The following is a 25,888-nucleotide window of genomic DNA, read 5'->3' as shown; positions in this document are numbered from 1 at the left end:
AGTCTAGTTGTTTCCGTTGCGCCCGTTCATCTGTGGCTTGACCATGATCTTGCCGTCGGCTCGATCGATCGACTTGGCAATCGCCTCGACGGCATCCTCCAGTCCGTAGCGGGAAGTAACTATCGAACTCAGGTCGAGACGGCCTGAAGCCACCATGCGAATAACGTTGGGGAAGGTTTCATGGCCCGAGTGGCCCTGGGCACCGTAGAATTGGGCGCGGCGCACCTGGAAGGTCTCCAGGTACATGGGCACATGCTGGGCGGCGCGGCCAATCTGGCTGATCTTGCCGTTGATTGCCAGTGCCTTCTCCATCTCGGGCACCGTCAACTCTGGCACACCTGCGGCCTCCACGTTGAAGTCAAAACCTGCGCCGTGGCTTAGCTCCAGCAAAACCTCGTGAGGCACAACATCCCGAGGATCATACACGTGATCGGCTCCCAATGCCCTGGCAAGCTCACGGCGTTGAGGCGAGATCTCAAAGCCAACGATCATGCCGGCGCCGGCAGCCTCGGCCAGGCCAAGCGCTGCCAGGCCAATCGGTCCCAGGCCAAAAACGCTGACGAAATGTCCCGGCTTGAATCCCTCAGCTCGTTCGAACATGGCGTTGTAGGAGACGCAGGTGGGCTCTGACATAGCCGCCACCTCGAGTCCTCGTTCAACTCCATAGCGCTCCAGGATGGCATCTACGTTCCAGCAGAACTTCTCATCCACGGCAAGATACCTGGCGAAAGCACCCGGAATAGTGAACCCGAGTTCCTCCAGGTTAGTGCAGTGGTTCGGATAGCCGTTGCGACAGGGGATGCACCGCCCGCACCAGATCATCTCCTCGACGGTCACATAATCACCTGGTACCAGGGTCGTGACCTCTTTTCCGACCTCGACCACCTTGCCTGAAAATTCATGGCCCAGGATGGTGGGAAACTTGGTCAACCCGGGGTAGAGGATGTAGTCCTGATCATCGGTCTCGTAGAAGTGCATGTCGGAACCGCACACACCGCAGGCCTGGATCTCCAGGAGCACGTCGTGGACACCAACCTCTGGATCGGGCCATTCCCGAACCTCGAGCTTGGGATTGTACCAGACACTATTTCCGGTGATCGCCTTGCCAGTCTGCTTTTCCCAATCGCTGACCTTATAGTCTGCCTTGGGTTTCCACTGGGCATCCAGTACTAAACCTTTCATCGTTGAAAAACCTCCATTGGTGGGTCAAACAGGATCGATTGGTGTTCAGGATGTCGCCTGTTGCGCACACGTGTGCGCAGTTGTGTAAAGTATAACATATATCCCAGGACGTGTCAAGGCCTTACCCCCGCGAGAATTGGTGGGAATCTGGGATCGAAAGAGCGAGGGATATCTGCCCTATTGCCCTTCTTCCAGAGGATACACGCCCCACTTCTTGGTAGCGCTGAACACTTCCAACACGTTTTCAAGAGAGGTATCTGCCTGGATATCATGGGTAGGCGCCAGGATGTATCCTCCTCCCTGGCCCAACTGAACAATCCGCCTCTTGACCTCGACTTCCACGTCGGCAGTGGTCCCTTCTGGCAGCACATGACGCTGATCCACGCCTCCACAAAAGGCAATTCGCTGTCCATACTTCGCCTTCAGGGCGGCGGGATCCATGCCCCGGGCTGTGACCTGGATCGGATTCAAGACGTCCATGCCCATCGCTGCCAACTCGTCGATGAAGGGAAGAACGCTGCCGCAGGTGTGGTAGGCGATGATGATATCTGGCTTGGCCTGCCGGTAGGCGTCAAACACCCGCTGGAGGCGAGGTTTGAGATACTTACGCCACATTCGCGGCGCTATCATGGGGCCAACGTCCATACCCAGATCGTCGCCGGTCAACATGATGTCGGCGTCGAGCTTGATTAATTCCAGGCCGATGCTGATGCTGTAACTGGCGATCTCATCCAGAAGCGGTTCCACGTAGTCCTTGCCCAACGCCATGTCCGTGAGGAACTGCTCGAGCCCCACCAGGTTCCACGCCATCTCGAATACGGTACACTCGATCACCCCCAGCAGCGCATATTCATGGCCGAAGCGCTCACTGTGATGTCTTGCGATATCAAAGCGCCCGGGCGCGTGGGAATTGGGAACCTGGTACTTGGCCAATTCCCGGGCCGACGAGATTCCCCGCAGCGGTCTACCGACGACCTCATTGTAGATGCCGTAGGCGTGGGGAACAGGCCGATAGACGAAGCCCCACTCGTCCACTCGATAGCCATCCGAGCGGGTGATCGTCGGATGGGAAGGAGGCGCTGTGGAGCCAATGCCGACGATATCGTTTCCCAAGGCGGTCAGGATCTCGGCGTGGGAGATGCGATTGGTCAGATAGGCATCGAGGTTATCGACTGGGATACCGATTTCCTGCGATAAGAGGTCGGCCACTTCCGAGACGACCGTTACGTACATGGGCACGCGGTCCGGTTCCTGGCCTCGCAACGTGGCAAGGGTTCGTTCCTTACTATTCATGGGCCTGTTTCCTCTAGCGATTAATGACTGGACATACCATTGGGTGGTCGGGTCGATCAGGCCTTCAAGTCGCCCTCGCCCGGCCTTAGCTTTCCGCCAGGCGCTGTTCGGACTTCTCGTCGAAAAGGTGCACGAGTCGCTGGTCGAAATCCAGCCAGCAGCGCTCCCGAATCGCTGCTTGGAACATCGGCTCGGCTCTGATAATCAGCCTCAACTCGCCGACATCGACGGCCACCAGCACCTCGTTGCCCATGGGCTCCAAGGCATAAATCGAGGAGGGGACGCCGGACGGGGTCTCCTCCAGGGAAATCGAGATGTTCTCCGAACGGACGCCCAGGAGATAACGGCCTGCCTGCCCGCCATCCACGGCGAAACGATCGAGCAGCGGCCGGGCTTCATAGGCGAAATCGGTCGGCATCACGAACTGTCTGGCGCCCGGATCATACTGAATCGGGATGACATTCATGGCCGGGCTGCCAACGAAGGTAGCGACGAAGAGATTGACGGGGCGGTAGTAGATGTCGTTGATAGTGCCCACCTGCTGGAGCAGGCCATCCCGCAGGACCGCAACCCGGTCGGCCATGGTCATGGCTTCCGTCTGATCGTGGGTGACGTACAAGGTGGTCGTGCCCAGGCTTTTCTGCAAATGCTTGAGCTCAGCGCGCATGTGGACCCGAAGCTTGGCATCGAGGTTGGATAGAGGCTCGTCCATCAGGAAGGCGACCGGATCGCGCACGATAGCCCGCGCCAGGGCTACTCGCTGCCGCTGGCCGCCCGAAAGCTCCCTTGGCCGCCGGTTCAGCAGCTCGCCAATTTGGAGCCTGTCGGCAACCTCCTGGGCCATCTGCTGCCTCTCCGCTTTGGGAACCTTGCGGATCCTCAGGGGGTACATGATGTTCTCGCCGACCGTCAGGTGGGGATAGAGGGCATAACTTTGGAAGACCAGCGAGATGTCCCGGTCCCGCGGCTCCAGGTTGTTGACGATCCGTTCTCCTATGCGAATGATACCGCTGGTGGGCTTCTCCAGGCCGGCCAGGCAGCGCAGAGCGGTCGTCTTGCCGCAGCCGGAGGGGCCGAGCATCACCATGAACTCGCCGTCCTCGATGTGCAAGTTGAAGTCGTCGAGAGCCACGACGCTACCGAATTTCTTGGTGACACGTTCATATCGAAGGTCCATGAAGCGCTCCGCAATTGCCGCTTGTCAGGCTGGGCTGCTCTTCAGCCTATTTGACAGCTCCCATAGTTAAGCCCCGCACCAGGTAACGCTGCACTGCCAGGGCGAATATCAGGATCGGGATGATGGCCACCGTGCCGGCTGCACCCATCTCACCCCACAGCAGCTCATACTGGGAGACCAGACCGGCAATGCCCACGGGCAGCGTGATGGTCTTGGAGGTGGTAGTCAAGATGAGAGCGAAGAGGAACTCGTTCCACAGCACGATGATGGAGAACACGGCTGTGGCAGCCAGACCCGGCGCTGCCAGGGGCAAGACGATGCGAAAGAAGGCCGTCAAGCGCGTGTCCCCATCCACCAGCGCGGCCTCTTCCAGGTCCACAGGCACTTCCTGAATGAACGCCCGCATCATCCAGGTGGCGAAGGGCAGAGCAAAGCCGATGTAGACGATGGACAGGCCCAGGTAGCTGTTCAGCAGGTGTAGGTTCTTGAAGATCAGGAAGATGGGGATGATGGTCACGATGGGCGGGATCATGCGAGTCGAGAGGATCCAGAAGGAGACATTCTGCTTGAAGCGAGGCGTCATGGGAAAGCGGGCCAGGCTGTAGCCGGCCAGCGAGCCGATTACCAGGGCAACTGTCGTCGATATCCCCACCACGATGGCGCTGTTCAGCATGTATTTGGGAAACGGTCGTCCTAGAAAAGCCTTCTGGTAGTTTTCCCAGGTGAAATTCTGCGGGATCAGCGTCGGTGGCCAACTGGTGAGCTCCAGGCGGGTCTTGAACGAGGTCGCGACCATCCAGTAGATGGGAAACAAAACGAAGAAGATGATCACCAGCAGAACTATATATTTGATTCCGCTCTTCAGCCAGTCCGTGGCGCTCCTGTTCATCAGGTCAAACCTCCTCTTGCAGCGTCAGGGACCGCACGTAAAATATACTGATGATGTTGACGGCAACCATCAGCACGAATAGGCCGGCCGCTGCGTAACCCTGATCAAAAAACTTGAATGCCGTTTTGTACAGATAGAGGCTGGCAACCTCGGTCGAATTGCCCGGTCCGCCCTGGGTGAGGATGAATATCTGGTCGAAGATGCGCAGGCAATCCATGGTGCGGATCAGTAAGGCCACCAGGATGGCGGGCTTCATCAACGGCAGCGTATGATCCAGGAAGATTCGCACAGGTTTGGCGCCGTCTATGCGGGCCGCCTCGAAGGGCTCGACGGGCAGGGACTCGAGACCGGCCAACAGAATCAAGAACATGAACGGCGTCCAGTTCCACACGTCGACCAACACGATCGATACAAAGGCCCAGGATCCGGTGCTCAGCCATCCCACCGGCTGCAGGCCGATAGTCACGAGGAAAAAGTTGACAATCCCAATGCCAGGGTTAAGCATCAGCCGCCACATCACGCCGACCACCACCGGCGTGAGCATCATGGGCACGATAACCAGTGACCGCCAGAGGCCACGTAGCTTGATGCTCTGGCTCAGAAAGAGCGCCAGCGCCATGCCGAGCACGAATTCCAGGGCCACCGCAATAACCGTGAAAAGGATCACGACGCGCATCGAATTCCAGAACTGGGCGTCGGTCAGCAGGCGCGTATAGTTGCCCAGCCCGATGAAATCCATCCGCATGCCACCCCGGTATCGAAACAGACTGATGTAGATGGAGTAAATGAAGGGATAGATCGTTAAAGAGGCCAGAGTGATAACCGCCGGCGCTAGCAGCAGATAGGGAAACCAATCGCCGGTTAACTTTCTATACCAGGGTAGCGGTGGCGGTAGCATTGTTTCAGGGACGTCTGTCACGGTTGAGGCCATTTATCATTTCCCAGGACAAGCCGCTTCTCTAATGTCTGGCCGTCAGAAAAGTGTCAGCCACCGGAGCAAGTACGTCCTCGCTCAAACGGCGAGGACGTACTTGCTGTGATTCGGACGTTATTCGTAATAGCCGGCGCGTTCCATCACCGCCGTGATTTCCTCGGCGGCTTGGTCCAGTGCTGACTGGGCATCCATCTCGCCGGTGATGGCCTTGGATAGATAGGTGCCCAGAACATCCTCAACCTGGTTCCATTCCGGCGTACGCGGACGCCAGGTGGCGTTGGCCAGGGCCTGCTGGTGGGCCGGGTACCACCAGAACTTCTCCATCAGCTCCGGATCCTCGAAAACGCTCTTGCGGGTCGGCGGAGCACCGGCCAGCGCGGCGCTCTTCATCACGTCGGCGCCGGTGGCGAACTTGATGAAGTCGAAGGCGGCCTCCTTGTACTGGGAGGCCGTGGGGATCGCCAGCAGCCAGTTGCCGATCTGCGAGGTCTGTATCTCACCCTTGGGGAAGGGAATCACGGCGATCTGGCCCGACACGGCCGACTTGGTGGGGTCGTCGATCTGTACGTTGAAGGCCGGCCAGACGATAGCTGCCAGGGAGGATCCGTTTAACATGGACGCACCCACCTCGTCAGCATTGAAGTTGGCTGCGCCGAGCGGGGCCAGCGGCAGCAAGTCGATGAGGGTCTGCAAGGCGGCCACGGACTTGGGACCGTTGACCACCACGTTCCACTCGTCGTCGAAGATGTCACCGCCGAAGGACCAATTCCAGGCGTTGAAGTTGGTGACCACGGGGTTGCCCCGGGAGGCTCGGTGGACGTAGCCATACAGACCGTTGTCCGGATCAGCTTGCTCGTTGAGGACGGCGATCAGCTCGTCGATGGTCTCGGGCTCCTCGGTGATTATATCGTTGCGGTACCAGAATAGCTGGACGTTGCCCAGGGAAGGCAGCGCGTAGATCTCGCCTTCAGCCGCAGGATCGGTACCCGGGGTGAGCGGGCCGAAGGGCGGCGGCCAGGTGGAGACATCCAGCGAGCGCTGCACGAAGTCGCTGTCCACCTCGTAGCCGAACTCGGAGAGAGGCGTCAGGTAGCCGTTGCCGGCCAGGAAGGGGAACCAGGGGTCGTCGATGAAGATCACGTCGTAGCTGCCGGCACCGGCCTGCACGTCGGTGAAGACCTTCTCCTGCAGGCTGGCGTAGGGCAGCTCAACGACCTCCACGGTGTTGCCGGTCTGCGCTTCCCACTCGGGAATGACCGCCTTGATGCCCTCGATTTCAACGCCTGTGAGAGCGGCAAAGACAATGTTCTCGCCCTCCGGTGCCGCTGGCTCGGGCTCGGCGGCAGCCGGTTCGGCCGGCGCGGGCTCAGCAGGCGCAACCGGTGCGGCGGGGACAACGCACGCTGCCAGGACCATGCCAAGGGCTAGCAGCAGGCTAAGCAGGATAGGGAATCGGGTTCTCATGAAAAGTCTCCTTTGCCTAATCGGATACGAGCTGGCTGATACGAGCCAACTCGACGGGAACTCGCCAGGCACAGTGGATGCCAGGCTGCAGCCTGGGCGCCACTGTCATTCTCCCTTGCTGCTCGATCGAGATGGACGGCATACTGCTGACTGCTGCCGCCTCTGGGGCGGTTGCACTCCATCTGGAGTCGCGACCGCCTGAACTTATTGTTGGGACCTCTACGCAACCTGAAAATGGGGCGAGAGGATCGACATGGCTGCCGCTCGCGCCTTCACCGCCAGTTTCCGGGGGTCCCACTCCCAGTACTCGGGACGGAACAGCTCAATGGAGCAGGGTCCGTCGTAGCCGATGTTCTTCAACCGGACGCAGATATCGTCCAGTGGCACGATGCCCTGACCGGGCAGAAGGCGTCGGGCATCGGTGATGGCCTCTTTGGCCACATCCTCGACGTCGTCCAGGTGGAAGGCGAAGATCCTGGCCGGATCCAGGACGTCGAGTTCGCTGAGTAGGCCGCCTCCGCCGTAGAAATGGGCGCAGTCGACCGTCAGGCCGACGTTGTCCCGCCCCGTCTTCTGGACGATTTCCCAGGCCCCGCGAGGTGTGCGTACAGTACACCAGCCGAAACCCAGCGACTCAAAGGTTAGTTTGACGCCGTACGGTGCGGCGATATCGGCCAGGTCGCGCAACACGGTGACGTACTCCTCGACGATCGCCTCCCACGTTGTTTCGTGGCTGGGGATCGGGCTGGGAACGACGACCACGGCGGGGCAGCCAATGGCCTGGGCAATCTCGCTCAATTGGCGGCAACGGTGCTGGATTTGAGCATACTCAGCGCCGCGGAAGGCGATGAACTCGATGGAATTGACGGCCATGGGAGCGACACCATGGCCATCGAGCAGTGCCTTCAAGTCTGATATCGGGTGGTCTTCCAGATAGCGATCGATCTTGGCAGCCCAAAGCTCCAGTGCCTTGAAGCCGGCAAAAGCGGAAACCTGTATGTCTGTCTGCAGGTCGGACGTCATTGTGGTGGCGCCGTGAAAGCCCAATAGCATGTCTTTGTCTCTCCATTTATGTTCCAGTGTCAAGGAGGTGGTGCAGTGGACTCTCTGACCACCAGTTCGGCAGGAAGTGTGATGGTGCGAGCCGGCAATTCTTCCTCATGCCGGGCCAATTGCAGCACGGTGTGGGCGGCCAGATCGCCCATTTGCGATTTGGGGAATTTCACAGTAGTCAGAGGGGGACAAGAATAGACTGAGCTGATGGTATTGTCGTAGCCGACCACAGAGATGTTTTCGGGAATCAAGAGGCCGGCGCTATGGATTGCATGCATAGCACCGATGGCCAGTACATCGTTGTGGGTAAAAACCGCGGTAGGTGGCTCTGGCAAAGCCAGTAGTTGTCCCATCGCCTGGCAGCCTGCGGTATACCCGGCCCCGCTTTCCACCACTAGCGTGCAGTCGAAAGGGATACCCTCATCCTCCAGAGCCTGCCGATAGCCATCATATCGCTGAGAGCTATTGGCGCTGGAGGGTTTTCGCTTGATTAGCCCGACGCGCCGATGTCCCATATCTAGCAGGTGGTTGGTGCCTATGAGTCCACCATTCAGGTCATCGATGTCAATGCAGTGGATTCCTGGCAGATCATGTTCCAATATGACGACAGGGATGTGTGCCTGTTGCAAGTGCCAGATCAGTTCCATGGGAGCATGGCTGGGGATCATCACCACGCCGTCGACCTGTTTGGCGCGAACCATGCGGACAAACTCTTCTTCCTGGACCTGGTTGCGCCCACTTGCACCAGCCAGCACCAGATATCCCTCTTGAGCACAGACACTTTGTAAGCTTTCCGCGATCTCTGCATAAACTGGGTTGGTCAATCTGGGGATGAGCAGGCCGATAGTTGAGGTCTGACGCGAGCGCAGACTGCGGGCCAGTTCATTGGGGTAGTAGCCCAGCTCGTCGATGGCTATTTCTACTCTGGCTCGAGTTTCTGGCGAGACAGGGCGGGGGCCATCGTTGACCACATAGGAAACGACCGCTACCGACACGCCGGCTCGTTCAGCTACATCTTTGCGGGTTATGCGCTTGGCTTTCATGGTCAAATGCAAGAAACGTGTAGTCAATTCTGTCATCTACACGAGTAGTCTACTCGAGTAGTCTACTCGTGTAGAGAATATCACATGTCGGGAGGATTGTCAAGAGTTTTGCTGGACCATTCAGCCCTTTTCTCAAGATGGAGCAGAGGAACGCTGATTTCGCAGACCTTCGGCGCAGATCATCGCAGATCTTTTTTGGATTGATCAGCGTAGATCAGCGTTCATCTTGCGGTTGTGTATTTTTTCTGATTTCACCGCAGATTCACGCAGACCTTCGGCGCAGATTGCCGCTGATCTTTTTTTGGATTGATCTGCGTCCACCCTTCAGCTACGCCCCTCGACAAGCTCAAGACACGTCTGCGTTCATCTTCGTCACACTTCGGCTACGCTCAGAACAGATCTACCGCGGCGAATCTATCGAATCCTTTTTGCCCCTTGTTCCTTCACCGTCAGGGTTGAGTCCCCCCCTCTGCCCAGGCTTTAACTACATCGACCGCCGCCGCCTTGACACGCGCGAGGGTTGGGATCGGGCGTCTTCCCAGCACTGCCACGATGGCCGCTTCCGCGTACAGCTCGGAAGGCATCTCCTGCCACAAATGATCCTCAGCCGTGGTTAGCGCCGTACCAGGTCGCCATGGCGTGTCTGGGTCCAGGCCCTGCGCCGCCAGAAATACTGGACGCATCCCCCGGTGCTCGTCGCACTGGAACTCCACGTGGTGGGCCCACTCGTGAACCAGAGCGCTTTTGAGCATGGCGGGCGTTCCCGGGACACGTACAGTCACTGTGGCGGTCTCCGGATCGTAGGCGGCCCGGCTATCCAGAGAGTGCGCCGCCTCCAGGCGCACATCACCGATGCAGCCGCGCCGCGCCTGAAACACAGTCAGAAACTCGGCCCAGGTTGTCTCAGCCAAGACGTTGAAATCGCTGGCCACCGAGTTCCCGACGATGATCCTGGGAGAAGGCTCGGATGGCGAAGCCGATTGCTGTTGACAACCTGAAAAGGCCACCCCCGCCAGGAGCAGAATGGCCAGCGTCAGCATAACGCCGCCAGCGGAGTTCCGCCGAGGCAAGTGTTTCGCCGCCGGCAACAAAAAGGCGTTACCTCTCTTCCAAGGACTCAGCAATTTCGTGTTCAACCTCGGCCACTTCCTCTTCGCGACCCTCATCCTGATAGGACATACGGTCCAACTCGTGGCTGAGTGCCTCCAACTCATCGGCGCCAGACATACTGCGGATCATCTCCTCACGGGTAATCTCATCCCTTGTCCAGTTACCCAGAGTCCTGCCGCGCTTCAGAATAATGAAACGATCGCCGACAGCATAGGCATGATGAGGGTTGTGGGTGATGAAGATAACACCCAAATTGCGGGACTTAGCCTGGGCAATGTAGCGCAGGACTGTGCCAGCCTGTTTCACACCCAACGCCGCCGTGGGCTCATCCAGGATCAACACCTTGGCACCGAAGTAGACAGCCCGGGCAATGGCCACCGACTGGCGTTCGCCACCGGACATGGTTCCTACCGGCTGTTCGGGATCACGGATATCGATCCCCATCTTGCCAAGCTCCTCACGCACGGTTCGTTTGGCGAAGTCGCTATCGTAGCGCCGGAAGGGCCCCCAGCCCTTTTCCGGCTCAGAGCCCAGAAAGAAGTTGCGCCAGACAGGCATCAGCGGAATCAGCGAAAGGTCCTGATAGACGGTCGCGATGCCCATGTTGAGCGCCTCTCGCGGCGAATTGAGCGATACCTTCTCCCCTTCGAAGAAGTAGTCACCATCGGTCTGCTGGTATACGCCGGAAAGAATCTTGATCAGTGTCGATTTTCCAGCACCGTTGTCGCCCAGAAGGCAGGTGACCTCACCGCGAAATACTTTGGCCGATACGTCGCTCAGCGCGATCACACTGCCAAACATCTTGGTGATGTGTTGAACTTCGAGGATTGGTTCGGCCATCACTGCTCCTCCTTGTCGGTGCCCGACTTGGCAGCGGTGGTTACAGCCTCTGCGCGGGCGCGAGTGAAGTTGTTGACCAGAACGGCCACGAGCAGCATGACTCCTAGGAAAGCAAAGAACCAGTCGGTATCCCAACCAGCAAAGACGATTCCCACGCGGACCATGCCAAAGATGAGGGCCCCGATGGAAGCACCGAGGGCAGAGCCATATCCGCCGGTAAGAAGACAGCCGCCAATCACAGCGGCGATGATGTAAACAAACTCCTGACCAATACCCTGGCTGGCGACGGCTGAGCGCAATCGCAGATCGTTCATCATGCCGACGAGCCAGGCTGCAGTCGCCGTGGTCATGAACAGGGATATCTTGACAGCATTGGCGGGTACGCCGACATTGCGGGCGGCTTCGGCGTCACCGCCGACAGCAAATATCCAGCTACCGTACTTGGTACGCAACAGTACCCAACTTGCCAGGATCGTAATGAAAACCCACCAGAGGATAGCTGTCCTGAACTCAACGCCAAAAAGGGTGAATTCGTTGTTAAGCAGCGTTCGGGCGGCCATGAATCCTGCCGCTTCGTCGATCCCTGCGACCCGGACCTGATTTGTGATCAACCGAGTAACACCGACATTGGCGCCCCGCAGGATAAAGAAGGTCGCAAGGGTTACGATAAAGCTGGGCAAACCTGTCTTGATGACCATGAAGCCGTTGAGGTAGCCGACCAGCAAGGCGAAGGCAAGGGCAACAAACATCGCAGACCAAATATTGAGGTCCAGGTTGGTTGCCAATAAGCCGGCAATGATGCCCGTCGTACCCGTCATCACGCCGGACGATAGGTCGAACTCACCTCCGATCATGAGTAGCGCTACGGCGACTGCCATGATGCCCAGCGTTGCGGAAGAGTCAAGGATGCGGGCAACGCCGGTAAGTGATATCCAATTCTCCGGTGTCACGATAGCAAAAAACACCCACACTACAAGGGCGCCGATCAGCGCTCCGACTTCAGGTCGTCTCAGAAATGATCTGACAAAACCGACCTCAGCTACACGTTCGTCAGATCCGGGGGCGGTGGTCGTCCCTGTCGCCATGAAAACGCCTCCTTCCATCGACCAGTCGTATCCTGAAAAGAAAGATGCGACCATACGTTCAGAACATGAAACAGGTGTTGCGAGATAGTGAGCCTATCTCGCAACACCTCATGCTACCAACTTCGATTAGCGGGTGCCGGCAGCGGAGAGATCCTTCACAGCCGCAGCATTGGAAGCATCGACAATACCGGGGCCGGTGAGTACGGGCAAGCCGCCGCCCACCGTATTGGCATTGGTGTTGAAGAGAGTCAGGAACACGACAGGCAGGTATCCTTGCAGATATTGCTGCTGATCAACGGCAAACATCATGTTGCCTGCCTCGATGGCGTCCAGCACATCAGGACTCAGGTCGAAGGTAGCCAACATCTGTCCACCGCCAACAGCGGCGATCGCGTCCTGGGCAGCCGTGGCAATGTTGGGATTGAGCGCCAACACCGCATCCACATCCGACTCGGCGATCAGCTTATCCTGGATGCTTGCCAGCGTACCGGCGATATCCCGAACACCGGTGGTTGCCACATTGAAGCGCACAACGTCTCCGCTGAAGCTTTCGGCGAGGCCGTCGCAGCGTTCTTCAAGACCGATGTTGCCTTCTTCGTGAATAACACAGAGTGCCTTGGTCAAGCCGGCAGCATTGAACTGTTCGCCCGCACCGATGCCGGCGACGAACTCCGTCTGTCCGACATGGGTAATCGCGCCCAGTTCCTTGAAGATGTCAACACCGGAGTTAATGGTGATGACCGGAATCCCGGAATCGGTGGCTTTTTTGACCGAGTCCTTCATGGCATCGGGATTGGCCAACGAGACGATGATCCCATTCACGCCGTCGGCAATGTAAGTCTCAATCAACTGGGCCTGTTCGGCGGGATCCAGGCTGCCGCCCGACTTCAACTCCACACCCATGGCCGCAGCACCATCCTTGGCACCTGTCTCGACAACACCCCAGAAGCTTGATTCGGCGGGGTTGTCGTGAACAGCCAGGCCAATCACCAGCCCAGTCTGGGTAACCTGGGGTTCCTCAGGCTCGGCGGCAACAGGTTCGGCCGGTTCGGCTGCCTGCTCGACGGGAGCCGGTACAGGAGCAGCCGGCACCGCACACGCGGTCAGAACCAGCGTAGCAATCATCAGCAATACTACTAATCTCTTCAACATGGTGTCATCCTCCTTGTGACGTGGAAAACGGTTTCAGATCGACAATTGTCGCCGGCACAGTGCCGGCGCGATTCCAAAAAGGGAAAACTCATCAGTCTAAACTCCATCGTGTTTCTTGTGAGCTGCTATTCTCACGGTGCTTCTCAGGATATCAGGGACACCTCCTTTCTCAATCGAGTCATCCGTTGGAGACAACAGCGGTCGAGTGCCGAACAACCAGTCTACATGGCAGCAGTCGATCGTTTACCGGTCTTTCCGCCAGCATATCCAAAGCCATAGCGACGGCAGCCTGTCCCATCGCCTCCTTGGGTTGATTCACCGAAGTGAGGGGAGGGGTCAGGTAGTCTGTCAGTTCGATATCGTCGAAACCAAGCAGGCTGAGCTGCTGCGGGACTGGAATCTGGCGCCGCTGGGCTTCCTGCATGATCCCCACCGCGGTCATGTCATTGTAGGCAAGGATCGCGCTGGGCCTGGCCGGCAGGAGTTCCATCAAGCCGATCCGGCCAGCATCGACATCAGAGACAGCCTCTGGAGAAACGACAAGTTCCGAGGCAGTGAAAAGCCCAGCCCCGGCAAGCGCCTGTGCATAACCATGTTGACGACGAATGGAGGAAAAGGGACGCGCGGCAGATCCAATGAAAGCAATCCGCCGGTGCCCCAGATCCAATAAATGACGAACCCCCAAGGCGGCTCCCTGGATGTCATCCGAGGCTACCGTATAGATATACTCACCCTCGGCCTGGTTGTTGATCAGGACGATAGGTACCTGGAATTGCTCGGGAAGTTGGCTATAGAGGTTACCCACGCGAGAGGCGGACACGATTACCGCGTCGACACGGCGCTCGTAAAAGGTCTCTACAACGGCCAACTCACGTTCGGGTTTCTTGTGGGAGGAGCTTAGGAAGACACTGTAGCCAGCCTCGTGGGCCGCATTCTCGATGCCATTCACAATGTTGACGACGAAGGGATCGGCAATGGTCGTCACCACGACACCGATGGTACGAGTGCGCTGGGTTACCAGGCTTTGCGCCACGGCACTGGGCCTGTAACCCATTTCCTGGGCCAGCTCACGAATGCGTTCCGCGGTTGCCTGGCTGATACGGCCGCGCCCTTTCAACGCCCTGGAGACGGTCGTATGGGAAACATTGGCTGCCTCGGCAATGTCCTTGATTGTAACAGGCATGCTGCTGGATCCCGGGAATAGAGGAGTGATAAATGCAAGCGCACACGTGTGCGCATCCATCCTAGTATAGCATATCGATGTGGCGGTGTCAAGGGTATGTTAACCGAAAATTCCCAGGCCGACAAGTCCCGATGCCAAAAGCAGGCACCGGGCTGTTGGCCGAGAAGGGCAGACCGCGGACGACAGACGACAGACCACGGACGGCAGCCAGAAGACGACGGACCACGGACGGCAGTCAGCGGTCCTCGGTCGGCGGTCCTCAGTCAGCGGTCCTGCGTCGGTAGAACTGCGTAACATCGGTAAGTAAACATGCAGACAGGTAGACGAGTGGGAAGTGCGCAAGTCAGCCGATGCACCAAGGCCTGGCAGGCTGTCGGAGAAGTCTTTTTCTGACAGACTGCTAGCGCATACCTGTTTCCTTGGTCCTTGTCTACTTGGTCCCTGTCTACTTGGTCCCTGTCTACTTGGTCCCTGTCTACTTGGTCCCTGTCTACTTGTTTCCTTGTTCCCTGTCTACTTGTTTCCTTGTTCCCTGTCTACTTGGTCCTTGTTCCCTGTCTACTTGGTCCTTGTTCCCGTTTACTGGCCGTAAACCCATGCTTCAAACAGAGCCGTCAGATCACAGTCACAGTGGGCCTCGGCAAGGGATCGCAAGTCTCCGGCAGCGACATTCTGCCAACGGAATTCCTCGTAGTAATCCCGCAGGAAGGAGTCGAACCGTTCCCGGCCCATCTCGTTCTCCAATGCCTCGAAAAAGAGGGGGCCCCGTCCATAGACGATGGCACCGTAGGCAGCGCCCGGATAGGCATCAACCGGCTGTCCGATCGGAATCTCCTCATTGCCTACCCGGCCCCAGCGATCGGTCAGCGATTGCCGGAAACCGTCGTATCCAGCCCTGCCATATCTATCCTCGAAGTAACGCATGGTGGCATATTGCACCATCGCCTCGTCCAGCCATGGCTCACCGACCTGATCGTTGCCGATGACATTGTACAGCCACTGGTGGCCCACCTCGTGAGCCGTGGTCGCCTCCAGACCGATCACGTTATCACTGGTATAGGTCCGATTTGCCATGGCAATGATGCCAGGGTATTCCACGCCCAGCGCGCTGGTGGGCGTGCCCACGAAATCCAGTTCAGAATATGGATAGGGCCCAAAACGATCGCTGAAGCTATCCAGCGCCTCGATGGCGAATCCCATGATGGTCTCGGCCCCCTCCTGGTGCTCAGGGAAGGCGTAGCTGTTGACGGTTATGCCATCTACTGTGTCGCTAACCACCTGGTAGCGAGGACTGGCAGCCAGATAAAAATCGCGTGCTGGACCCGCGGCGATGGTCAGCACCTGCCGCCCGCCGACTTGTTCGCGATCAATCATTGATCCTGATGCAGCAACCAGCAGATCCGCCGGCACATCGGCTCGGACCAGGTAAAGAGAGGCATCGTTGTACACGATATCCCCCGCCTGGGAAGGAATCTCCTCGTTCCAGCCCCTATCATCATAGACAGCGACCATGGGATAAAAATGGGCCAGGGCCAGGACATCGTCCAGGTAAGCGAAGGTTCCATAGTTGCTGCTGCCGTCGACCGGTATCTCCACGGCAAAGTCCATCTGGACCACGACCTGATCACCGGTTTGAAGTGGCTCAGGCAGGGGCACGGTCAAAACACTCTCCTCTCCCTCCAGGTTGAACGCCAGCGGCTGACCATTGACAGCCAGATTGGACACTGTGGCTAAACCACCGCTCAGGTTGGCGAAGAGGCGAAACACCAGGCGATCCAGAGGGTCATCTTCCCGGTTGGTATAGAGAACTTCCTGCTTTCCCTCCACCCTGGTCAACGTGTCGTCGATCGAAAGATCGATGTGATAGACGCTGGCCCCGGGCAATGTCTCCAGAACCGCCTGCTGACCCTCCAGCAGATTGCCACGGAAAGCGGTACGGTCCTGCCAGCTCACGTCGAAAAGACCCGGGGAGGGCAATGCTGCTAATTGGCCATCGCCGACACCCGATTCCTGTTCATCAACTGGCTGGCTCGACTGGCTCCCAGAGGCAGGCTCAGGAACCGTAGTCACGGGACCAGGGGTAGGTGTCACCAAGGGTGTACACGCAGCGATCAACAGGCCTGCTACCAGCAATATACCAAGACCATTTCGTTTATTCACAGAGCACTCCTGTCACTATGTTTGCGAACCGATGTTTCTACTTTCGATCACCGGGGTCTACCACCTGCGGTTCATTTCCTTCGTTACACTCTCTGAGCTATAATCCTGATCCATAGTCTACCACAGATGACTACATCGACCAGAAGTCTCCATTGCAGTTGATCAGGGACTGGGACCCGCCCACCTGCCAGATGATAGCCACCCGCCGCCAGATTGCCCGGGCCGCCGGACTCGTCTCTATACTATTCGCCGTCAGTCGCCTCCTGGGCCTGGTGCGGGAGATTGTCATTGGCGCGCAGTTTGGCACTGGCGCCGACCTGGATGCATACCTGGCTGCCTTTCGCCTGCCAGATATGATCTTTTATCTGGTGGCCGGCGGCGCGCTGGCCTCGGCGTTCATTCCCACCTTCACATCTACCCTCTCCCGGGACAGTGATCCCCGCCACGTCAACGCCTGGCGCCTTGCCAGCGCCGTCACCAACCTGGTCCTGATCATCAGCACGGGGCTGGCAATCCTGGCGGCCATTCTGGCTGAATGGTTGGTTGCTCATGTAATCGCTCCGGGTTTCGATCCGGCGCAGCGTATCCTGACCGCTGAACTAATGCGCATTATGCTCATCGCGCCGATACTCTTTGGCGTCAGTGGCATCATCATGGGTGTTCTTAACAGCTTTCAGCACTTCCTGGCGCCTGCCCTGGCACCGATCATGTACAACCTGGCGATCATCCTGGCAGCCCTCTTCCTGGCACCGACCATGGGTGTGCGCGGGTTGGCCCTGGGTGTTGTGGCAGGTGCGGCTGCCCATCTGTTAGTCCAGCTATCAGCCCTGTTGCAGCGACACCCGATCTACCAGCCGATTCTTGGGTTGAAAGACCCCGATGTGCGTGAGGTAGGACGGCTCATGGGTCCCCGCGTCCTGGGATTGGCTGCCGTGCAGATCAACTTTCTGGTCAACGCCAACCTGGCATCGAATCTCTCGGAGGGCAGCATCTCCGCCTTGAACTACGCCTGGTTGATGATGTTGCTGCCGCAGGGAATCATCGCCCAGGGAATCGCCACGGCTGTCTTCCCAACGCTCTCTGCCCAGGCGGCTCAAGGGATGATCGATTCGCTGCGATCGACGTTGAACGGGGTTCTGCGGGCCATGCTCTGGCTGACGGTACCTGCTGCCGCCGGGTTGGTGATTCTGCGTATCCCATTGATTACCGTCCTTTTGCAGCGCGGGGAATTCGGTGCCGAGTCGACCCAACTGACGGCCTATGCGCTGGCCTTCTTTGCCCTCGGATTGGTAGCTCACAGTGTTCTGGAGATTCTGGTTCGCGCCTTCTACGCCCTGCACGACACCTGGACCCCGGTGCGCATCGGCCTGATAGCAATGGCACTGAACATCGTACTCAGCCTGTTATTGATCCGACCCCTGGCCCATGGTGGCCTGGCATTGGCAAACACACTGGCAACGACCCTGGAGACCCTGGCGCTGTTGTGGTTGCTCAAACCTCGCCTGAATGGCCTCGGGGGCCGGCGCCTGGTGATAACCCTGGGAAGAAGTCTGTTGGCAACGGTTGTCATGTCGGTGGTACTGCTCTGGTTGATCCCCCGGCTGGCTGGTTTCCCGGCGTGGCTCATAGCCCTGGCTGGCATTGTGATTGGCGGTCTGGTCTTTGGCGCGGTCGCGTTCCTGCTGGCTCGCCAGGAGATCGCCGATCTGATCCGGCGGCGGCGAACCCCCGCTATCTCAGAAACCGCGAACGACGAAACGCCAGGGAATGGTGCGGGCTAGCTGGTCACCCCGCACGTTGATGCGCGGCGTGCTGACCACCAGGTCATCGCCAAGAGGTTGATCTCCTTCTAACCACAGTGCTGTCCCCGCGGTGAGATCGTGGCCAGCGAAGGAGCGGTCGATGGCCAGCGCCTGGCAGAGTTTGCCCGGCCCATTGGTCATTTGGCTGCGAGGCCGGCCCGAACGCCGGGCCATCATGATTTCTTCCCCCTCGATCGGCTCGATGCCGCGAATCAGAATGGCGGCCGGAAGCCCCTCGTTCTCCGTTACCACGTTCAAACAGAAGTACATGCCGTAGATGAGATACACGTAGGCAAGTCCGGGCCGGCCATACATGATACGATTGCGCTTGGTGGGCCCGCAAGCGGCATGACAGGCCTGATCATCCTCGCCGATATAGGCCTCGACTTCGACGATACGGCCGCTGAGCCGATTGCCGCCCAGTTTTCTCACCAACCGCTGGCCTAATAACGAGCGCGCAACCTCGAGCGTCGGCTTTGCGTAGAAATCCATGGAAAGGACAGAGCGCTGTCCCCCGGCCGCTGGCAGAAAGATATGGAGTCTATCGCCATCCTGCAGTTGCCAGGTCTCTTCCTCGCCATCGGGCACGAGGCGCGCGTTCAGGTACACCTGATAGGGCAGCGGTCGTGCCAAATCATGCCCCTGGAAATCGGGATAGGTCGCCGCCATGCCGGCCAGCACGTCGGCGACACTGACAGCGTGTTGCGGGAACTCCAGATGGTGGCGCAGGCTTCCTGTGGCTCGCCAGAGTGGTTCACCGAGACGAACGGTCACCTTCATGATAAAGAGAGGTACTCCAATGCTGCAAAACGGGCGCACGCCACGTTGATTGTGTTGATTGTACTGTAGCCACGCAACAATATGGCCACAATTGTAGCACAGCCACGTCAGGTTACAGAATTGTAAGCTAATGTTAACAAAAGTTTCATCCGTAGTTCATCTTGTCGTGTTATTGTAGAGATGTGAACCTTGGTGGACACAGCGTCGTTAAACCATTGATCGCCGCTACCGAGCTCATGCCTTGGAAGCGAAACATCGAAAGGGAACCTGGAAAATGACTATACCTCTCATCATCGTGTTACTAGCCTTACTGTTTTGGACAATGCTGCCAGATCCTGAGCGGGAGGTAAAATCAACAAAGAAACGCCGTTGACAGTTGACGATCAGTCAGGCCACCTTGCCCTGAAGCGTCTTGCGACAACACAGGATAACTATCACCTGGGAGATGATAACCCAGCCCAGAAACAGCGTGGTGGCGACGCTGAACATATCGATCCAGCCGGGAACCTCACCCTGCATCCACAACAACTGTTCACGGCTGGCGCCAGCGCGCACATGGATGTCATCGACCTGGGTGTTGATTTCGGTCACCCGGGTGTCGATCTGCGCAAGCGGTTGAGCGATCTTGTTCACCGCGTCGGTCACGATATCCTCTTTCTGGGTCTGCAGCCGCTCGCTGAGATCCCCGATCTGACCAGCGACATCCTCCATACCTCCCCGGATCTGGCCGATCTCCGCGGCACCAGGAAGTTCGAGATCAACGAAAGGCATCTCATTGAAGGTCACGATCGCCTCCTCGAAAGCCACCACGGTATCGTACACCGACTCGACGTTGACGGCAGTCTCCTGGATTTTCGGACGGATATCCTCTCCCACCTTCCGTGAGATGAGTTCCAGCGCGATGTCAGTTGCCAGGACCTCTTCGCCAAGATCCTGGACCTGTTGTCCGGCAGTTTGCAGTCCTGCGGAAACGTCGGTCAACGTCATTCCTGTTTCGCCTGTCCTCTGTTCCACCCGCGCCATCGCATCGGTTGCCGGCACAAGCAAACTGAGGATAGACTCGGTCACAGGTGTGTTGTAGTACCAGACGGCAATGATTCCAGCCACGGAGATCAACAGAGCGATGACGCTGAGAACTATGGCTGCGTACAGCAAGATTCGTTTAGAAGTACTCACGATTTCCTCCTTCCAACAAATACCCTGACGGCTCCCGGAAGCGCGATAGCGGTCGCCGGTCTGGCCCAGGAAAGATATGACTTTTTCTATCAAGTATTCACGAAATCGACATCAGCCGCTTCTGCACCACCGGGAGCTTTCCCTTTGAACTGGCTCATATAGAGGGCATAGTAGAAGCCCTTTTCGGCCATGAGCTCGTCGTGGGAGGCGAACTCGACGATCTCGCCGCCATTGACAACCATGATTCGTGACGAGTCGCGGATCGTGGCCAGGCGATGAGCGATGGAGAAGCCGGTTTTGCCCTGCATCAGGTTGCGCAAACCATCCTGGATCAGCTTCTCAGTGCGGGTGTCGACATTGCTGGTCGCCTCGTCCAGGATCATGATCCTGGGGTCGGCCACCATGGCCCGGGCGATGGTAATCATCTGCCGCTGGCCCTGGCTCAGGTTGGCGCCACGCTCGGTCAACATAGTGTCATAGCCCTGGGGCAGATTCATAATGAAGTCGTGGGCGTTGGCCTTCCTGGCCGCTTCAATGCAGTCCTCGTCGGTGGCATCCGGATTGGCGTATTTCAGGTTGCTCATCACCGTGTCGGTGAAAAGGAATGCTTCCTGCAAGACAGCGCCGACCTGCTTGCGCAGGCTCGCGCGCGTCAGCTTGCTCAGATCCTGGCCATCGATGAGAATCTCGCCGCTGTCGATGTCGTAGTAGCGAGTCAGGATGTTGATTATCGTACTCTTTCCTGCGCCCGTGGGGCCGCAGATGCCGATGGCCTCGCCCGGTGCCACATCGAAGGTGTTATCGCGCAGGATCTTTTGACCGGGAACGTAACCGAAATTGACATCCTTGAACTCGATGCGGCCACCCTTGAACTCGTAGTCGACGGCATCGGGCGCGTCGACAATTGTCGGCTCCGTATCGAGAACCTCGAAGATCCGCTGGCCGCCGGCCACGGCGTTGAGGGCATTGGAGAGCAGGTTCGATATCTGGGACAACGGCGATGCCATCAGCGCCACGTAACCTGCGAAGGCCATCACCACGCCCAGGCTTGTCTCGCCCACGATGACCATAAAGGAGCCGATGATGTAGACCAGAACAATCTGCATGTAGGTCATCGTCTGGGTCAATGGAAATTGCATCAGCGAGGTGAACATCGCCTTGCTGCCCACCTGGAACACGTTGGCTGCGTTGCCCTCGTTGACCTCGTCGGCCCAGACCTGGCGTCGTTTGCTGATAACCACCTTGTGGCCGGCCAGGGTCTCTTCCTGAAACCCGCTGGCTTCACCCAACTCTTCCTGCAGTCTGGCGAAGGCTGGCGTGGCAATGTGTGTGATTACATACATCCCGATAAGTAAGACGGGCACGATGGTCAGAGCGACCAGAGTCAGTTTCACGTTGATGAGCAGCATCACGAGAATCAGCATGACGATCATCAACGAGGCTCGGATGAGCTGGGCGACCGCCTGTTCGTAGAAGACCGCAACCACCTCGGCATCGTTGTTTACCCGGCTGAGCAACTCGCCGACCGGTGTCCTGTAGAAAAAGCTCATGGAGAGGGTCTGCAAGTGGGCAAACAGATCGGTCTGCAGGTTATAGAGCCCATGCGTTGCCAGGTCAGCAAACATTCTGTCGGCGAAGAAACTCAGCGCCAGGTAAACCACGCCGGCGATAACGCCGATAATCGCCCAACGCACAAGCTCATCCATAGCGCCGCCGTCGCTGATGATGTTCATGGCCTGTCCGGTGATGAATGGAAGTGTGACCAACCCAAGTAGCGCCACGACGCGGAGTATGATACCCGTGATGAATTTCCTCCGTGCCTTGCCACCGACCATGTACTCCAACAGCCGCTTCAGAGTCGCACCGGTACTTCCCTTTTGGTCGATGGCTCTTCCTGGCGACTCTGCCTCACGACCCTCGTTCAATGCGAGCGTTTTCTTAGCTGCGACTGATGCGGTCATTTTTGCACCTCCAGATCGATTCCAGCGGTGACGTCACCGCCCAATTGGGATTCATATATCTCCTGATACAGGGAGTTGCTTGCCAGCAATTCCTCGTGGTTACCCATGGCCACGATCTCGCCGTTCTCAAGCAGCACGATGTTGTCCAATTCGATGACGGCGCTGATGCGTTGGGCCACATACAGCGTGGTGCTGCCGTTGGTGAACCCGGGGATGGCTGCCTGCACCCGCCCCTCAGTGGAAGCATCCAGCGCGCTGGTACTGTCGTCCAGAATCAGTATCCTCGGTTCTGGAGTGAGGGCGCGATTGATGGAGAGCCGCTGGCGCTGGCCGCCGGAGAAATTGTAGCCGCGACGGGCTACTGCTGCCTGCCACTTCTCGGGAAGGTTATTGATGAAGCCCCATGAGTCGGCTGCCTTGGCCGCTTCGAACATCACGTCATCCTCCGCGTCAGGCTGGCCGAACTTCATATTGAAGCGGACGTCGCCCTTGAAGAGCACCGCCTCCTGCAGGGCAATACCCACGATCTGGCGCAGATTCTCCTGCGGGATGTCCCTCACGTCGACACCGTCGATGGTGATGCGCCCCTCGGTCACATCGTAGAAGCGGGGGATCAGGTTGACCAGGGCCGACTTGCCGGCGCCGGTGGCGCCCAGGAAGCCCACCTGTTTGCCTGGCTCGATGACCAGATTGATATTCTTCAAAGCGGGCGGGTCCAACTCGCCATCCGGCCGGCGGAAGGCAAAGGAGACGTTTTCAAAGGCGATACGTCCCTTGACCTTCTCCATATCCAGGGGTTCGATCCCTTCTTTGTCCTGAATATCCGCCACGTCATCATATACCTCGAGGATACGCTGGGCAGAGGTGTCGCCACGCAGGACCATAGGAATGACGATGGCCATCATCGCCAGGGGGGAGATGGTCAGGGAGAGGTACTGGGTGAAGGCAATCACCTGCCCCACATTCAGCTCGGCCGCCTCCAACACCTGATAGCCACCTATCACCAGGGCCGTGATGATGGCCAGTTGACCCACACCGGTAAGCAGCGGCGAGAGAAACGCCACGCGCCAGGCTGCGCCGTATGCGGGTTGGCGCATCTTATCCGCCCGACCGTTGAAGCGCTCGATTTCGTAGTCCTCCCGTACAAAGGCCTTGACTACCTGAATGCCGGTGATGTTCTCCTGAAGAGTGTTGTTCACCGCATCGAGGCGCTTCTGGCGCTGCTCGAAGTTACGAAAGATTGCGGGGATTAAGAGAAACATCAGCACTACGATGATAGCTATTATTGCCAACAGTAGCCAGATCAGGCTGGGGGTTGTGATGATGACCAGCACCAGCGTTATCAACAGGATGAAGGGGGCGTAAAGCCCCAGCATGAGGGCATAGAGCATGCCATTCTGGACGTTGACCGCGTCGGCATTCAAACGCACCATTAGCTCGCCGGTAGAAAACCTGTCGTAGTTGCCGAAGGAGAAGGTCTGGAGTTTTTCGTACAACATGCTACGGATCACGTAGGAGATTCCCTGGGAAAAGAAGACAGCCAGGGCAGCTGCACCGGCCATGCAAAGGCCACCGATCATGGCCAGGACGAACATCCAAAACCCGATGCTCAGGACAGCCTCGGGATCACCCGCTTTCATCCCCTGGTTCACCATTCCCTGGACCAGGGTCGCAAAGCCAACGGTCGTCAGGGCGGATATAAAGAGCAAAAGCTGTGAGACCACCAACCTGCCCCGGAATCGTTTGGTGAGCCCAAACATTCGTCTCATCGATTTGATCATTGTTAAAAACCTCCTACACCGAAATTTTAAACCTCGTAGATCGGCATCGCATCATCATGGGTCATCGTATCTGAGCGTTGGCCTTCGATGCCATGGAAACGGACCTCTTCCGGCGTTTCCTCATATTCCTCGCCCGGCTCCACGTGCTTAATCTGGAAGCCCAACAGTGCATAGGTGAAGGAGAGCAGGGGATTGATGAGATTGAAGAAGCAAAAGGGGAAATAGGCGGCGGTGGCAATGCCCAGGGTGGCCGACATGTAGGCCCCGCAACTGTTCCATGGTATCAGCGGCGAGGTGACGGTGGCTGTGTCCTCGATCTGGCGGGACAATGTTTGGGGGGCGATGCTTCGCTCTTCGTATTCCTGCTTGTACATGTTGCCGGTCAGGACAATGGCCAGATACTGGTCAGCGGCGACGATGTTGATGCCGATGGCCGTCAGTCCGGTCGCGATAAGGAGGGACTTGTCGGTTTTGGCTCTATCCACCAACGGTTTGATCAATCTGGCCAACATGCCCGTGTATTCCATGATTCCGCCGAAGGCCATGGCGGCCAGAATCAGCCAGACGGTCCCCAACATGCTCTCCATGCCACCCCGGGAAAACAGATCATCCAAGCCGGCGTACCCTGTCTCGATGGTAAATCCAGTGGCCATGGCCGACCACACGCCTTTGACCATCGCCAAGGGCGTGCTGAGACTGGGGTCGTCCACAAACGCCAGAACCACTTCCGGCTGCCAGATCACCGCAACGAGCCCTCCCAGCAAGGCGCCGAACATAATCGAAGATGTTGCTGGAAATCTTCTGAAGGCCAGCACCATCACCACAGCCAGCGGCAGTAGTGTCCATAAACTGATGGAAAAAATGCTCTCCATGACCTCGAGCGCCACCGTCAGATCGATCGTAGCCACGACATCTTCCCTGAGTCCGATAAACGCGTATATCGCCAGGGCGATGAGGATAGAGGGAACCGTGGTGGACATCATGTTTTTGATGTGGGTGATCAGGTCGGTGCCGGCCACGGCTGGGGCCAGATTGGTCGTCTCGGACAGGGGCGAGACCTTGTCGCCGAAATAAGCGCCCGAAATGACGGCGCCGGCCGCAATCGCGGGCGAAACGCCGATGGCCGTGGCGATGCCGACCAGCCCGACGCCCAGCGTACCCACCACAGTCCAGGCGCTGCCGATCCCCAGCGCCACCGCAGCGCAGATCACCACACTGGCCACATAGAACCAGGTGGGACTGAGGAATTGAATGCCGTAGTAAACCATGGTCGCGATGGTGCCGGACATACTCCAGGCGCCGATCAGGGCCCCGACCGCCAGCAGGATGAAGATGGCGCCCATCGCGGTGGATACACCATCGACAGCCGCCTTTCCGATTTTCTCGAAGCTATGGCCATTCTTGCGGGCAACAAGGCTGGCCACGATGGCGGCGAGAATCAGCGCGATCTGAAACGGCCCGCCGGTGGCATCTCCGCCGTATAGATAGACCGCCAAGGCCAGCAGGATAACCAGAGTGATGACGGGAATCAGGGCATCGATCATCGACGGTGGTTTGATCTTGGATTTCTGCTCGCTTACTTCAGCCATCATTCAAACTCCTTAATCCCAATCAATTCATTGGTCAGTCGTAGGCAGGTTCTCGCCAAACCGGGCAGGTCATGCAGTGGCCGCCGCCACGGCCGCGGCCCAGTTCGGAGCCGTCGATCTCCAGCACGGTGACGCCGGCCTGGCGCAGTCGCGCATTGGTCCACTCGTTGCGGTTGTAGGCTATGACGACACCGGGCTGCAAGGCCACCACGTTGTTGCCATCGTCCCACTGCT

At 58.1% G+C, this 25,888-nt stretch carries 22 protein-coding genes; 1 reads left to right on the top strand and 21 read right to left on the bottom strand.

Annotated features, from left to right (window positions below; genetic code table 11):
• Positions 1-3 precede the first annotated feature (3 nt).
• From iolM to U9R25_02920, 15 genes are all read right to left on the bottom strand, one after another.
• Complete coding sequence (iolM, locus tag U9R25_02990; GenBank protein MEA3334847.1) at positions 4-1,182, bottom strand: scyllo-inosose 3-dehydrogenase; 1,179 nt, start codon at positions 1,180-1,182, stop codon at positions 4-6.
• Positions 1,183-1,359: 177 nt separating this feature from the next.
• A complete protein-coding gene (locus tag U9R25_02985) occupies positions 1,360-2,475 on the bottom strand; it encodes a uroporphyrinogen decarboxylase family protein (protein MEA3334846.1) in 1,116 nt (371 codons plus the stop codon).
• 85 nt (positions 2,476-2,560) lie between these two features.
• Positions 2,561-3,652 (bottom strand): ABC transporter ATP-binding protein, encoded by a 1,092-nt coding sequence (locus U9R25_02980; GenBank protein MEA3334845.1) that lies wholly within the window; start codon positions 3,650-3,652, stop codon positions 2,561-2,563.
• A gap of 46 nt (positions 3,653-3,698) precedes the next feature.
• On the bottom strand, positions 3,699-4,541 hold the full coding sequence (locus U9R25_02975) for a carbohydrate ABC transporter permease (GenBank protein ID MEA3334844.1): 843 nt from the start codon (positions 4,539-4,541) through the stop codon (positions 3,699-3,701).
• A 4-nt stretch (positions 4,542-4,545) separates the two neighbouring features.
• Positions 4,546-5,472 carry a sugar ABC transporter permease gene (locus U9R25_02970; GenBank protein MEA3334843.1) on the bottom strand — a complete coding sequence of 309 codons (927 nt, stop codon included), beginning with the start codon at positions 5,470-5,472 and terminating at the stop codon, positions 4,546-4,548.
• Between the two features lie 117 nt (positions 5,473-5,589).
• Positions 5,590-6,939, bottom strand: coding sequence for an extracellular solute-binding protein (locus U9R25_02965; protein ID MEA3334842.1), 1,350 nt, complete (start codon positions 6,937-6,939; stop codon positions 5,590-5,592).
• A gap of 16 nt (positions 6,940-6,955) precedes the next feature.
• Positions 6,956-7,081, bottom strand: a complete 126-nt coding sequence (locus U9R25_02960) for a hypothetical protein (protein ID MEA3334841.1) — start codon at positions 7,079-7,081, stop codon at positions 6,956-6,958.
• Positions 7,082-7,158: 77 nt separating this feature from the next.
• Positions 7,159-7,992, bottom strand: coding sequence for a sugar phosphate isomerase/epimerase family protein (locus tag U9R25_02955; protein MEA3334840.1), 834 nt, complete (start codon positions 7,990-7,992; stop codon positions 7,159-7,161).
• Positions 7,993-8,021: 29 nt separating this feature from the next.
• Positions 8,022-9,035, bottom strand: a complete 1,014-nt coding sequence (locus tag U9R25_02950) for a LacI family DNA-binding transcriptional regulator (GenBank protein ID MEA3334839.1) — start codon at positions 9,033-9,035, stop codon at positions 8,022-8,024.
• A 449-nt stretch (positions 9,036-9,484) separates the two neighbouring features.
• A complete protein-coding gene (locus U9R25_02945; protein MEA3334838.1) occupies positions 9,485-10,075 on the bottom strand; it encodes a hypothetical protein in 591 nt (196 codons plus the stop codon).
• A gap of 58 nt (positions 10,076-10,133) precedes the next feature.
• A complete protein-coding gene (locus U9R25_02940; GenBank protein MEA3334837.1) occupies positions 10,134-10,985 on the bottom strand; it encodes an ATP-binding cassette domain-containing protein in 852 nt (283 codons plus the stop codon).
• Positions 10,985-12,070 carry an ABC transporter permease gene (locus U9R25_02935; GenBank protein ID MEA3334836.1) on the bottom strand — a complete coding sequence of 362 codons (1,086 nt, stop codon included), beginning with the start codon at positions 12,068-12,070 and terminating at the stop codon, positions 10,985-10,987. Before U9R25_02935 ends, U9R25_02940 begins: the two co-directional genes overlap by 1 nt.
• Positions 12,071-12,196: 126 nt before the next feature.
• On the bottom strand, positions 12,197-13,222 hold the full coding sequence (locus U9R25_02930) for a substrate-binding domain-containing protein (GenBank protein ID MEA3334835.1): 1,026 nt from the start codon (positions 13,220-13,222) through the stop codon (positions 12,197-12,199).
• A gap of 178 nt (positions 13,223-13,400) precedes the next feature.
• Positions 13,401-14,405: a LacI family DNA-binding transcriptional regulator gene (locus U9R25_02925; protein ID MEA3334834.1), complete on the bottom strand. Its 1,005-nt coding sequence runs from the start codon at positions 14,403-14,405 to the stop codon at positions 13,401-13,403.
• A gap of 579 nt (positions 14,406-14,984) precedes the next feature.
• A complete protein-coding gene (locus tag U9R25_02920; GenBank protein MEA3334833.1) occupies positions 14,985-16,565 on the bottom strand; it encodes a M1 family metallopeptidase in 1,581 nt (526 codons plus the stop codon).
• Positions 16,566-16,717: 152 nt separating this feature from the next.
• Between U9R25_02920 and murJ the strand changes: the two genes are divergently transcribed.
• Positions 16,718-18,346, top strand: a complete 1,629-nt coding sequence (gene murJ, locus U9R25_02915; GenBank protein MEA3334832.1) for a murein biosynthesis integral membrane protein MurJ — start codon at positions 16,718-16,720, stop codon at positions 18,344-18,346.
• On the opposite strand, the gene U9R25_02910 is transcribed toward murJ, so the two are convergent.
• The 6 genes from U9R25_02910 to U9R25_02885 all read right to left on the bottom strand — a co-directional run.
• A complete protein-coding gene (locus U9R25_02910) occupies positions 18,302-19,147 on the bottom strand; it encodes a DNA-3-methyladenine glycosylase (GenBank protein MEA3334831.1) in 846 nt (281 codons plus the stop codon). The genes murJ and U9R25_02910 overlap by 45 nt on opposite strands.
• Before the next feature lie 387 nt (positions 19,148-19,534).
• A complete protein-coding gene (locus U9R25_02905) occupies positions 19,535-20,323 on the bottom strand; it encodes a hypothetical protein (GenBank protein ID MEA3334830.1) in 789 nt (262 codons plus the stop codon).
• Between the two features lie 89 nt (positions 20,324-20,412).
• Positions 20,413-22,284 carry an ABC transporter ATP-binding protein gene (locus U9R25_02900; protein MEA3334829.1) on the bottom strand — a complete coding sequence of 624 codons (1,872 nt, stop codon included), beginning with the start codon at positions 22,282-22,284 and terminating at the stop codon, positions 20,413-20,415.
• Positions 22,281-24,065 (bottom strand): ABC transporter ATP-binding protein, encoded by a 1,785-nt coding sequence (locus U9R25_02895; GenBank protein ID MEA3334828.1) that lies wholly within the window; start codon positions 24,063-24,065, stop codon positions 22,281-22,283. The genes U9R25_02900 and U9R25_02895 overlap by 4 nt, the downstream gene beginning before the upstream one ends.
• Positions 24,066-24,091: 26 nt before the next feature.
• Complete coding sequence (gene nhaC / locus U9R25_02890) at positions 24,092-25,657, bottom strand: Na+/H+ antiporter NhaC (GenBank protein ID MEA3334827.1); 1,566 nt, start codon at positions 25,655-25,657, stop codon at positions 24,092-24,094.
• A gap of 31 nt (positions 25,658-25,688) precedes the next feature.
• The coding region (locus U9R25_02885; GenBank protein ID MEA3334826.1) for an arginine deiminase family protein at positions 25,689-25,888 on the bottom strand (200 nt) is incomplete at its 5' end.

This window comes from Chloroflexota bacterium (genome assembly GCA_034717495.1).
Taxonomy (GTDB): domain Bacteria; phylum Chloroflexota; class Anaerolineae; order JAAEKA01; family JAAEKA01; genus JAYELL01.
Note: the sequence above shows the minus strand (reverse complement) of the source record. Positions and strands in the feature narration are given on the sequence as shown.

Coding starts and splice junctions, on each gene's coding strand:
- iolM (MEA3334847.1), bottom strand. CDS start 1,182: ATGAAAGGTTTAGTACTGGATGCCCAGTGGAAACCCAAGGCAGACTAT.
- U9R25_02985 (MEA3334846.1), bottom strand. CDS start 2,475: ATGAATAGTAAGGAACGAACCCTTGCCACGTTGCGAGGCCAGGAACCG.
- U9R25_02980 (MEA3334845.1), bottom strand. CDS start 3,652: ATGGACCTTCGATATGAACGTGTCACCAAGAAATTCGGTAGCGTCGTG.
- U9R25_02975 (MEA3334844.1), bottom strand. CDS start 4,541: ATGAACAGGAGCGCCACGGACTGGCTGAAGAGCGGAATCAAATATATA.
- U9R25_02970 (MEA3334843.1), bottom strand. CDS start 5,472: ATGGCCTCAACCGTGACAGACGTCCCTGAAACAATGCTACCGCCACCG.
- U9R25_02965 (MEA3334842.1), bottom strand. CDS start 6,939: ATGAGAACCCGATTCCCTATCCTGCTTAGCCTGCTGCTAGCCCTTGGC.
- U9R25_02960 (MEA3334841.1), bottom strand. CDS start 7,081: ATGCCGTCCATCTCGATCGAGCAGCAAGGGAGAATGACAGTGGCGCCC.
- U9R25_02955 (MEA3334840.1), bottom strand. CDS start 7,992: ATGCTATTGGGCTTTCACGGCGCCACCACAATGACGTCCGACCTGCAG.
- U9R25_02950 (MEA3334839.1), bottom strand. CDS start 9,035: ATGAAAGCCAAGCGCATAACCCGCAAAGATGTAGCTGAACGAGCCGGC.
- U9R25_02945 (MEA3334838.1), bottom strand. CDS start 10,075: ATGCTGACGCTGGCCATTCTGCTCCTGGCGGGGGTGGCCTTTTCAGGT.
- U9R25_02940 (MEA3334837.1), bottom strand. CDS start 10,985: ATGGCCGAACCAATCCTCGAAGTTCAACACATCACCAAGATGTTTGGC.
- U9R25_02935 (MEA3334836.1), bottom strand. CDS start 12,070: ATGGCGACAGGGACGACCACCGCCCCCGGATCTGACGAACGTGTAGCT.
- U9R25_02930 (MEA3334835.1), bottom strand. CDS start 13,222: ATGTTGAAGAGATTAGTAGTATTGCTGATGATTGCTACGCTGGTTCTG.
- U9R25_02925 (MEA3334834.1), bottom strand. CDS start 14,405: ATGCCTGTTACAATCAAGGACATTGCCGAGGCAGCCAATGTTTCCCAT.
- U9R25_02910 (MEA3334831.1), bottom strand. CDS start 19,147: ATGAAGGTGACCGTTCGTCTCGGTGAACCACTCTGGCGAGCCACAGGA.
- U9R25_02900 (MEA3334829.1), bottom strand. CDS start 22,284: ATGACCGCATCAGTCGCAGCTAAGAAAACGCTCGCATTGAACGAGGGT.
- U9R25_02895 (MEA3334828.1), bottom strand. CDS start 24,065: ATGATCAAATCGATGAGACGAATGTTTGGGCTCACCAAACGATTCCGG.
- nhaC (MEA3334827.1), bottom strand. CDS start 25,657: ATGATGGCTGAAGTAAGCGAGCAGAAATCCAAGATCAAACCACCGTCG.